The organism is Pedobacter sp. (assembly GCF_035566355.1).
In the GTDB taxonomy this organism is placed as follows: domain Bacteria; phylum Bacteroidota; class Bacteroidia; order Sphingobacteriales; family Sphingobacteriaceae; genus Pedobacter.
Genome location: NZ_DATMRL010000365.1, coordinates 1 through 10,943 on the forward strand (window position 1 = coordinate 1; position 10,943 = coordinate 10,943).

Annotated in this window: 7 protein-coding genes and 1 pseudogene; 6 read left to right on the forward strand and 2 right to left on the reverse strand. The window is 43.3% G+C overall.

Translation table 11 applies throughout. From position 1 onward, the window contains the following. From VNZ46_RS13980 to VNZ46_RS14005, 6 genes and pseudogenes are all read left to right on the forward strand, one after another. Positions 1 to 685 (forward strand): FecR family protein (locus tag VNZ46_RS13980; protein WP_325560706.1); only part of this gene is annotated, 685 nt, incomplete at its 5' end. A 63-nt stretch (positions 686 to 748) separates the two neighbouring features. After that, positions 749 to 1,999, forward strand: coding sequence for a carboxypeptidase-like regulatory domain-containing protein (locus tag VNZ46_RS13985; RefSeq protein WP_325560707.1), 1,251 nt, complete (start codon positions 749 to 751; stop codon positions 1,997 to 1,999). A gap of 18 nt (positions 2,000 to 2,017) precedes the next feature. Then, a pseudogene (locus VNZ46_RS13990) lies at positions 2,018 to 4,144 on the forward strand (SusC/RagA family TonB-linked outer membrane protein); the annotation flags it as partial. A 9-nt stretch (positions 4,145 to 4,153) separates the two neighbouring features. Then, a complete protein-coding gene (locus tag VNZ46_RS13995; RefSeq protein ID WP_325560708.1) occupies positions 4,154 to 5,995 on the forward strand; it encodes a RagB/SusD family nutrient uptake outer membrane protein in 1,842 nt (613 codons plus the stop codon). Positions 5,996 to 6,013: 18 nt separating this feature from the next. Further along, positions 6,014 to 6,994: a discoidin domain-containing protein gene (locus tag VNZ46_RS14000; RefSeq protein WP_325560709.1), complete on the forward strand. Its 981-nt coding sequence runs from the start codon at positions 6,014 to 6,016 to the stop codon at positions 6,992 to 6,994. 12 nt (positions 6,995 to 7,006) lie between these two features. Beyond that, positions 7,007 to 8,641: a discoidin domain-containing protein gene (locus tag VNZ46_RS14005; RefSeq protein WP_325560710.1), complete on the forward strand. Its 1,635-nt coding sequence runs from the start codon at positions 7,007 to 7,009 to the stop codon at positions 8,639 to 8,641. 46 nt (positions 8,642 to 8,687) lie between these two features. Here VNZ46_RS14005 and VNZ46_RS14010 read toward each other — a convergent pair whose 3' ends face one another. Both VNZ46_RS14010 and VNZ46_RS14015 read right to left on the reverse strand, forming a co-directional pair. Next, positions 8,688 to 10,217 (reverse strand): alpha/beta hydrolase-fold protein, encoded by a 1,530-nt coding sequence (locus VNZ46_RS14010; protein ID WP_325560711.1) that lies wholly within the window; start codon positions 10,215 to 10,217, stop codon positions 8,688 to 8,690. A gap of 128 nt (positions 10,218 to 10,345) precedes the next feature. Further along, positions 10,346 to 10,943 (reverse strand): hypothetical protein (locus tag VNZ46_RS14015; RefSeq protein ID WP_325560712.1); only part of this gene is annotated, 598 nt, incomplete at its 5' end.

The window sequence follows — 10,943 nt, forward strand, 5'->3', positions numbered from 1 at the left end:
AGCCCTGTTGTATTCCAGGCAGGACAACTCAACATGGATCACCGTTCAGGTGGCGAAGAATGAGGTCATGAAAAAGGTGCTTCTGCCCGATCATTCGCAGGTCTGGCTAAAACCGGGGAGTTCCATTCATTACCCTTCAAACTTTGTTCAGGTAAGCCGGATCATCGATTTAAAAGGAGATGGCTTTTTTGAGGTTGCCAAGCAATTGGATAGCCATGGAAACAGGAAATCTTTTACCATTAAAACGGCTGCGTTGAGCATCAGCGTGTTAGGAACCTCCTTTAATGTACAGCAGCACGGAGAGGAAGAAGGTGTTGTAGTTAACACAGGCGTAGTCAGGGTAGAAACTAAGAACCAGGTAACCACCCTACATCCGGGCAACAGGGTTTTGCTTAAAAACAAGCAGTTAATTCCTTCAAACGTGAATGCCAGCCTCTATAAAGGCTGGATGACTGGAAACTATGAATTTAACAACACCAGTATTGAAGAAATACGGGAATTACTGGAGCTGACCTATAACGTTACCGTAAAAATTGACCAGCCCGAACAATTTAAAAATATCCGCCTCTCGGGCAGAGTGGTGGCCAAAACAGAGCAGGAATTCCTGGAACTGCTCAAACCAATGTTATCCGCCTCTATTGTAAAACAGCAAAATACCATTACCATAAAACCGAACCGCCTATGATGAAACGCATGAATTAAAAAAACGCTTTCCTACAAACAAAAAAATCCAACCAAAACCAACTAAATGAAGATAAGACCTTTACTCTTTGTAACAGGAATGGCATTCCTATGGCTAAACAATAGCTATGCAGGTAGTCCATTCCAGAAAATGCCGGCATTGGCAGACGGCAACTATGCCCACCAGTCTGCTCCGGCGAAAAAAAATCACCCGCCACGTTTAATCTTTAAAGATGCAGTAGAAGTACTGTTCAATAAATATCAGATGAATGTGGTGAGCAACCAACCTGAAGTAAACAGCCTGCAGATCGATGCGGCCCTGTTGAACATGCCAAAAGACCAGATCGAGACGGCCATCAGGAATTTTTTATCAAAATCGAATTATGAATTCAGAAAAGTTTCTGCAAATCAATTCATGATTTCAAAAAAGGAAACGGTAAAACCTGTCCAGGAAAAAGAAAAAAGGTTTTATAAAGTATCCGGTACAGTGAAAGATGAGCTTTCAAAACCAATACCCGGTGTATCCGTACACGTAACCGGTACCAGTAAAACAACAGTGACTAACGAAAATGGTAAATACTCTATTGATGTAGAACCGACCGACAATTTAGAGTTTTCTTTTATTGGTTACAAGAAACAATCTGTTCCGGTAAGAAATAAGGTTGATATCAATATTACTTTAGAACCTGAAGATGGCAGTTTACAGGAAATTGCGATTGTTGCCTATGGAAAACAGAAGAAAACCAGCCTGGTTGGCGCGCAGGTAACCATCAAGCCCGAGGAATTAAAACTCCCTGTCCGGGATCTTTCCTCTGCCATTGCCGGCCGTATGGCAGGTGTGGTGGCCTATACCAGAAGTGGAGCTCCCGGAGCAGATGCAACGTCCATTTTTATCAGGGGTATTGGAACATTTGCTTCCAGCCCGCAAGCCCCTCTTTTAGTGGTAGACGGTGTTCCTGACCGGAGCATCAACAACATCGACCCGGAAGATGTGGAAAGTTTTACGATCTTAAAAGACGCGGCCTCCACAGCCATTTACGGTACACGTGGTGCCAATGGTGTCATCATCATCAATACAAAAAAGGGTAAATCCGGCAAACCTCAGATTAACGCTGAGCTGAACCAGGCCATCAATAAATTTACCGATCTGCCTAAATTCATTGATGGGCCTAATTTTATGCAGCTGTATAATGAAGGTTTAACCATGCGTGGAAGAACCCCGCTGTACACCCAGACACAGATCGATAAAACAGCAAGTGGAGTCGATCCGGATTTATACCCTAATGTAAATTGGTACGATGTCTTATTTAATAAATAAGGACAAAATAAACGTGCAACACTAAACGTGAACGGGGGTTCCGAGAGTTCTACCTATTACATTTCCGTGGGATATTTTGGAGAAACAGGTTTATTTAAAACAGATAATATCCAGAGCTACGACGCCAAATTATCCTATGACCGGTTCAATTTTACCAGTAACGTGGATGTCAATGTAACCAAAACCACCAAACTGGCCTTGGGAATTAACGGCTATGTAGGCACCAGGAACCAACCGAATTACGGCACCGACGAAATTTTTGCACTCGCCACTGCATCAGCTCCACATGTGATACCTGCACGTTATTCCAACGGACAATGGCCACAGCTGGCGGGTACTTTATTTAGCCCTTATATGGCGCTTACCCAATCGGGTATCACCAATAATTCGACCAGTACCATCCGTTCCAACATCAAGGCCACACAAGATTTAAGCATGATTGTAAAAGGCTTAAATTTTTCTACCATGTTTGCGTTTGATTTAAACAATTACATCAATTACACCCGTGCCCGCGTATTGCAAACCTATTGGGCAACCGGACGCGATGCCAACGGAAATTTAATTACGCAGATTACCACACCAGGCACAAACGATCTGGCTTTCGGCACCTCGCGATATGGTGATAAAAGGTTTTACACAGAAAGTTCCCTGAACTACTCTAATAAATTTGGCGATCACGATATTGGCGGATTGTTATTATTTAACCAGTCAAACTATACAGATGCTACAGCCAACGTTGAAAATTACGGCTACAAAGCGGCCATTCCTTACCGTCAGCGAAATTTTAACGGACGGGTAAGTTATGGTTATAAAGACAGATACTTTGCCGAGGTAAGTGCCTCTTATTCGGGCTCCGATGCCTTTATTCCCAGCAGAAGATATGGATTTTTCCCTGCCATAGGTGCAGGCTGGATTGTCTCCAATGAGAAATGGTTCGAGCCGCTTAAAGACGTAGTTTCTTATTTTAAACTCCGCTACAGTTACGGTGCATCCGGAAACGCAGCGGTGAACAACGCCAATTTCAGATTCCTTTACCTCACCACCTTAGGTTCTTCAGGTTCTTATTCCTTTGGCGAACCGGGCTCCATACAAAACGGGACCGGCTATAATGAATCGCGTATCGGCGGAGATGTTAAATGGGAAAGCTCTTACCGCAACAACCTGGGTATAGAATTGAACTTTTTAAAGAACGATTTACAATTAATCGTAGAGCTGTTCAAAGAAAGACGTGAAGGCATATTGCTGCCGAATTATGTTATCCCTTACAACTCCGGTTTCACCATTGGCAATATCCCTTATAACAACATCGGTAAAACGAACAACAAAGGGATCGATCTGACCTTGAATTACACCAAGAACTTTAGAAACGAGAGCTTTTTCAGTTTTAGGGGAACCTTTAATTACAATAAAAACCTTGCACTTTATGACGGTCAGCCGCCTTGGAGATATGATTATCTAAACCGTATCGGGCAGCCCATCAGCCAAAGATTTGGATATATCGCCATGGGTTTATTCAAAAGTCAGGATGAAATTGATAACGCCGCTGTACAATCGGGCGATGTCAGAATGGGAGACATCCGTTATAAAGACTTAAATGGCGATGGCATCATCAACAGTAATGACCAAACCGCTATTGGTTATGGTGCTACACCACGTATTATCTACGGGTTAAACTTTGGCGGCGGTTTTAAGGGATTCGATATCGCTTTATTTTTCCAGGGAGCAGCCTTAGTTGATTTCAATTATGCCAGTGGTTTTGGTACTACCCCATTCTCTCAGGGCTCCAGCTATGGCAACATGTATACGCAGATACTGGACAGATGGACACCCGACAATCCAAATCCACGGCCTTTTTATCCGCGTTTATCGACCAATCAGGATGCCACGACAAATTACTATACCAGCACCTGGTGGATCCAGAGAGCCGATTATCTTCGTTTGAAAAGTGCCGAGCTTGGTTATACGCTCAAAGGAGAATGGATGAAGAAAGCAGCCATTAAGAAAATCAGGATTTTCACGAACGGAACCAATCTGCTTACCTTTTCGAAGTGGAAGTTCTGGGATCCGGAACTTGGCGATGGCCGGGGCGCTACCTATCCCAACATCACCACTTATAATTTAGGTCTACGTGTTAATTTTCAATAGTAAGAAATCATGAAAACGATTAAGATAAAACTAAGGGTACTGACTGCTTTATGCCTGGTGCTTCTGCTTCCAACCAGTTGTAAAAAGGGCTTTTTTGATGCCGTTCCTGATAACCTGGTTACCGTTGACGGGGTATTTCAAAACAGGGCTCAAACAGAAAAATGGTTAACCGGCTTATATGCATCCATTCCAGATCCCTGGGATATGCCCTATAATTTTACCAGCGCGATCACCTGTGATGAAATGGATGCCAGCAACTGGACCAACCCCGCTTTAAACAGTGGTGCCATCAATGCGGATGCAAATCCTTCAGGTCAAAATGCCTATTATGAAAAAATAAGGTTATGCACCATTTTCCTGGAAAATGTAGACCACAATGAAGAGATAAAAGCACTGGTAAATGGCGCCGACCTGATCAAACAATATAAAGGCGAAGCACAGTTTTTAAGAGCCTATTATTATTGGTTACTCATGAAACAAGTGGGCCCGGTGGTCATCTCACCACTAAAATCAGCCACTCCCGAAGATAATTTTCAAATTCCAAGAAGCTCCTGGGACGAATGCGTAGCCTTTGTTCTGGCTCAGATTACAGAAGCAGAGAGTAATTTACCACTCAACAATTTCATCACCGGAAGTACGACCGATCTGGACGTGACAAAAGCAGGCCGCATCAATAAGATCATTGTAGGTGCGGTAAGATCCCAGATCTTATTGTACCATGCCAGTCCTTTGTTTAACGGAAACACAGAATTATCAGACTTTAGAAACCTGGACGGCAAACAACTCTTCAATCAAACTTACAATGCTGCAAGATGGAAAAATGCAGCCGATGCCGCAAAAGCAGCGATTGATCTTGCCGAAGCCAATGGAAAATCCTTATACAAAGCCACTGATGCCAACCCCTTTAAAGCCGCCTTCTTATCCTGCAGAGATTTATTCTGGAATGGCTGGAAAGCAGAAGGCATATGGTTAAGATCTTCTACCGCCATCTCCGGCTCCTGGGAATCTTCAGCAGCGCCACGCTCTACGCAGGGAACCGCTTACAACGGCCTTGGTGTAGTACAAAGCCTGGTAGATGATTTTCGGATGGCCGATGGGTCAAATATCAATTCAAGTGCAGCTTATAAAGAAAACACCTACACTTCTACCGCTACCGATTATTATGTAGCAGGCACCAATACGATGTACACCAACCGCGAGCCCCGTTTTTATGCCGATGTGACCTTTAATGGAGCCGTAAACCCAGGGATAGCAAAAACCGGTGCGAATAATGCCAGGGTGGAGTTCTTTAACTCAGGAACATCGGGCAAAGCTGGCGCACCCCGCGACTGGCCGAAAACAGGTTACACCGCCAGGAAAAATATCCATCCAACTTTTAGCATGAGCCCTTCAGTTACAGTAACAAGGCCTGCCATGCTGATCAGACTGGCAGAATTGTACTTGAACTATGCAGAGGCCTTAAATGAGAGCGATCCCGGAAATTCAGATGTATTGAAATACCTGAACTTAGTGCGGAGCAGGGCCGGTTTACCAGCGCTAACCAGCGATTTAGGGCAATCAGATCTACGCACACAAATCAGGCTGGAAAGAAGGATAGAATTGTGTTACGAAGGTGGGCACAGATTTTATGACGTTCGCCGCTGGAAAATCCCAAATCAAGCCGGATCAAATCAAGGCGGAGCTTTTTACGGGATGAATATGGATGCAGGGACCAGCTTATCCGATCCAAATTTCCATGTGCGTACTGTAGCCTTTACCAGAGCCGCATGGCAGCGTAAATTCTATTTCCTTCCTTACGGACAAAATGAGATGGACAGGAACAAACAACTCGTTCAGTTTCCTGGATACTAACCCTTTAATTTAAACTCCATGTATCTTAAAAATATAAAGAACCGCTTTTTAATTTGGCCGGTATTCCTTTTAGCCTTCTCCGCTTGTAAAAAGAATACTTCCTATTCAGAAGAAACAGACTCAAAATTAAATGCAGCAATTTTTGTTGCCAGAGCAAATACAGGCTTGCAGAATTTGAACATTTTCCCTTATTCGGATGATGCCAGAACATTTAAGTTTAACGCGCAATACGGCGCCCTCGGCTTACCCGCTAACGCTATAAATGTAACTTTTGAAATAGACAATCGTGCATTTGACAGTTTGAATGTGATCCGGAAAAACAACGGATTGGCTTTATACGAAAAATTCCCCGCCGATGCTTACACGCTGGATAATCTAAATGTGAGTATCCCTAAAGGAGATGTCTCTTCTAATTTTGTAACCTTAAAATATTTCTCCAGAAAATTTGATTCCGCTAAAGATTACCTGCTGCCCATCAGCATCAAAAATGCTTCGGGTTATACGATTAATCCAACAGTAAAAACGGTTTTAATTGTAGCACCCAAACTGGCTGAAACCTTGGCTTCAAAAACCGGCTGGACAGCTACTGCTGACACCGAAGAATTAACGGGCGAAGGTGCAGTGAATGGCAGGGCCGGAGCGGCAATTGATGGCGACATCAGCACTTACTGGCATTCTATGTGGTCGGGATCTGAACCTCCTTATCCACATTGGCTGATCATTGACATGAAAAAGGAGAATTTTGTTACCCGGATTGATCTTGCACCCAGACAAAACAACAGCAATGGCTTTATCCGCTTTGATCTCGAGGGCAGCACCGATAATACCAACTGGGTATCCTTAGGAAAGAACCTGACCATGGACCCTGTTGTAAAAACATTTCAACGCTATCCGATAACTCCAGCGTCCTACAGGTACATCAGAATTACCATGCTGGAGGCCAGAACTGCTGCTGCGAAATCGACACACCTGGCCGAAGTGAACGTCTATAAATACTAATCAAATATACCTATGAAGAAAATTGTTAGTTTATTATTGATGGGCAGTCTGGCGGTTTCCGCTTGTAAAAAGGAAATTGTTCAGTCTGCTCCTAATGCAGTTAAGACCGAAAGCACGGCCACAGGACCTTCAGTGTCTGGACCAACGCCCGGAACATTTACATCCGATAAAGCCAGGAACCTGAACCTCGTGTATTTTGTGCCAAATGATGTAAGCCCTGTTGCCAATTATCAAAGCCGTTTAAGTGCCTTGATGATCTGGACCCAGGACTGGTATAAAAATCAAATGAGCTTAAATGGTTATTCCAACAAAACTTTTGGAATGTATGTGGATGCCAACAGAACAAACGTCAAAATTATAACGATTTATGGTACTAAAGGCAAAGCGGATTACTCCTACGATACAGGTGCGAATAATGTGAAGAGCGAAGTCAATAGTTATTTTACTGCGCATCCGGAAGATAAAACCAGCGACCACTTCTTAATTATTTTACCCCGCTACCTGATCAAACCTGATGGCAACCCAAGTGGTGGTCCTTTTTTTGGTACGGGCACCTGGTGTTATGCACTGGATTATGAAGAAATGGACGTTGCCAATTTGGGTAAAACAGATGCTTTGGGAAATCGCTTTAGCGTTTGGTTCGGCGGAATGGTACATGAACTTGGACATGGATTAAATTTGCCGCACAATTGCCAGAAGGTTTCTGAAAATAACGATCCAAATAAAGGGATGGCACTCATGTGGGCTGGAAATGGAACTTTAGGTAAGTCTCCTACTTTTTTAACCGCAGCTGATGCAGCCACCTTAAATGCGAACCAGATTTTCAACAACGACAGCAAAACTTATTATGGAACTGTAAACGCTGGCATAACGAAGATACATGCGCAATATTCCTCTTCTAAACAGGCAATTGTGCTTTCGGGGCGTTTTAAAACGGACACCAAAGTGAACAGCATTTTGTACTATAATGATCCCGATGTGAATAACGAAGGAAGAGGCGTAAACCACGATTACAATGCGGTAACCTGGGAGTCTAAGACCATAGGAACAGACAGCTTTTATGTAGAAATGCCAGTGAGTGAATTTAAGTACAAAGATGGCAATCCCTATGAATTGAGGATCCGCCTGGTGCATGAAAATGGAACAATCAGCCAGAGTTCCTACGACTACGCATTTGTAAATAATATTCCGGTGCTCAGCTTTTCCAGCAGAAATGAACTAAGCAAATTGGGTTGGCTGGTTGCTTCATTCAGCTCAGAGGAAACCTCGGGCGAAGGGCCGGTCAGCGGCAGGGCGAATGCCGTCATTGATGACAATCCATCTACCTACTGGCACTCCCGCTGGTCTGGAACAGCGGCCTCCTACCCTCATGAAATTGTTATTGACATGGCAGCTCAAAAGACTTTACAAGGAATCAGTTTAACACAAAGAAGCGGTTTACAGAGAGCGGTTAAAGATTTTGAAATATTAACGAGTACAAATGGAACGGCCTTTACCTCAGAAGGTAATTTTGTTGCCGCAAACTCCAATGGTCCTCAATATTTTAACTTCACCAGCACTAAAACCGTACGTTACTTTAAGATCATTGCTAAGTCGGCATATGATGGATTGCAATTTGCATCCCTGGCAGAACTAGGCGCTTTCTAATTACAGTACCCCCAGAATTCAAATGCTTTTTGGGGGTACTTTATCATTAAGGTTTCTTTCCGTACTGTTGTTCAACCGGGATCTGCACCGTATTCTTCGTCGTCATCGCGCTGGGCGCCATATAAGTACAGTTCAATTTAAAATCCGGGTTTTTATGGAAATATTCTATCCGGAACGGATAAAATCCTTTTGACATAGGCACTATACAAGAGTAATCTCTCTTGGTATAACCTCCATCCCAGGTGACCATCAATTTGTTATCTATATAAAGCTTTGAACCAGTGTCTGCCGTGAAGAAAAACAGGTAATAGCCCTCTTCTTTACTTTCGAACAGCCCATCAATAACCAGGGCATAATTGTTTTGACGAGGCAGCTTTTCAGGATCAAAATTTTTATCTGTAATTCCCGTTTTTACCGGTTTTAAGTTTTTCAAATCAGGCATCTTATCCCAATTACCTTCATAATACGCATAGTTAAAACCTCCCTGTTGCAAATTACCAGGACTGGAACTCGCCGCACGCATCTTTTCTGTCGTAAAAATGCCTTTGGTCAGCTGATCATACCGGCTCCGGTTGCCAAAGGATTTATAGGTCACTGCGGCAGGTCCGGTTACCTTAATTTCAAAATGAGACTTTGGCGAGGATAAGGTAGGCACCGTTCCGTCAATCGTATAATGCACCTGGTTCGTATCGCCTAAGAATATAATCGGAAAAGGTTTATTTTTCAGCACAATACCACTCATCGGATGGATCTGGATATTGCTGGTCAGCCCCTCATAAGTAAACCTCAAACCATCATAGCTGCTTTTCATCCGCACAGAACTATGGGTTTCCCCCGTATATACATTGAGTTTCCATTTAAGGCTTGCAGGTGCTGCCTTTTTCAAAATCGTTTCCAGTGTATCAATTCTCATATCTCTAAGCGCATCCTGCCGCCCAGCTATAAAAAGCGTCCTGTTCTGATCAGACAACGCAGGCAGTTTGTTCACCGCCATTTTAGCTACATAAGAATTGTCCCACCACATACTGGGATCAACCGCGATATAAGATTTAAAAAGATCGGGTTCGTTTAACAGCGTATACACCACAAACATCGCGCTGAGAGAATGCCCCCAAAGCGTATTATCTCCATTGGAAGGATAATTTTTATTCACATAAGGAATCAGCTCATTTTTGATAAAACCCAAAAACTTATTTCCGTCTCCGGAGCCTTTCCAGCTGTCTAGATGCGTAGGCGTCAGTTCCTTATTCCGGTCTATCCCCATCACACTCACAATAATCGTAGATGGCATAAAGCCTTCTCCTTCCACAAACTTTTGTACGTTTTTGATCAAACCAGTATTCCAGTTGCCCCCGTCCAGCACATACAGAACATCATACTTATCCGCACTACCCGGCTTATAATCCGCTGGCAAAAATACCTGTATCATCCGCTCCTGGTTCAGTATCGTTGAATGTAAAGAATCCAGCTTACCCTTGGGACCCACATTTAGCACAGTATCCTGCGCATGAACAACAGAAACGAAACAGAGCGCAATAAGGCAAAAAGCGATAAGAAAACGGAAACCTTTATTCATTTGACAAGGATTTAAATAAGTTCTGAATATAAAACAGTTCTGACTATAAACAAGTAGCAGCTAAATCTATACCCGCCCATATGACGCAGCATTACCCCGGTATGTTACACGCTCTATATAGTTACCTCTCATAAGGAAAACCTCTTATCACCAACCGGAATCCGGATAAAAAGAACCTTAAACATCTGGCCAACAATTTCGTCAGATAATTCCAGTTGGCCAGAAAGAAACAGGTTTATCTGTTCTTCACCCCCATCTATAGCGGGTAAATCTGTAGGCTTCATTTTAAACATCTCCAACCTGTCTTTAACAATTTCAAAATTATGAAGCACAGGAAACTTCAGTTTGTAATTTTCAAATTCCCTGATCAAAGGAAGTAAAACCAACAACTCCTCAAATTCAGGGGTACCTGGTTCTGCAGCAAAAGTCTCCGATACCCTGGACAATCCCTCCTCATACTCCACTTCGCTCTGAAAACCTGCTCCTTCAGGTAATGCAGGCACCTCATAAATAGCGACAGGATCCCGCCTTTTTTCGTTCACCGTTGAAATTCCACCTGCTATAGTCTTAAAGGTAAAGGAATCCATTTCCGGATCCGTATAGGGCGCTGGCGGTAGCGGAGGCACGACTACCGTCTCCGTAACAGACACTGTTCTGGTTACAGCATTCGGATATTTTTTTAAGCTCTCTTTGATCTCACGATCCGTATCTATTTTACGTTCCGCT

What these genes read in the sequence shown, in the direction of transcription:
- VNZ46_RS13985 (WP_325560707.1), top strand. Translation starts at nt 749, where the DNA reads ATGAAGATAAGACCTTTACTCTTTGTAACAGGAATGGCATTCCTATGG.
- VNZ46_RS13995 (WP_325560708.1), top strand. Translation starts at nt 4,154, where the DNA reads ATGAAAACGATTAAGATAAAACTAAGGGTACTGACTGCTTTATGCCTG.
- VNZ46_RS14000 (WP_325560709.1), top strand. Translation starts at nt 6,014, where the DNA reads ATGTATCTTAAAAATATAAAGAACCGCTTTTTAATTTGGCCGGTATTC.
- VNZ46_RS14005 (WP_325560710.1), top strand. Translation starts at nt 7,007, where the DNA reads ATGAAGAAAATTGTTAGTTTATTATTGATGGGCAGTCTGGCGGTTTCC.
- VNZ46_RS14010 (WP_325560711.1), bottom strand. Translation starts at nt 10,217, where the DNA reads ATGAATAAAGGTTTCCGTTTTCTTATCGCTTTTTGCCTTATTGCGCTC.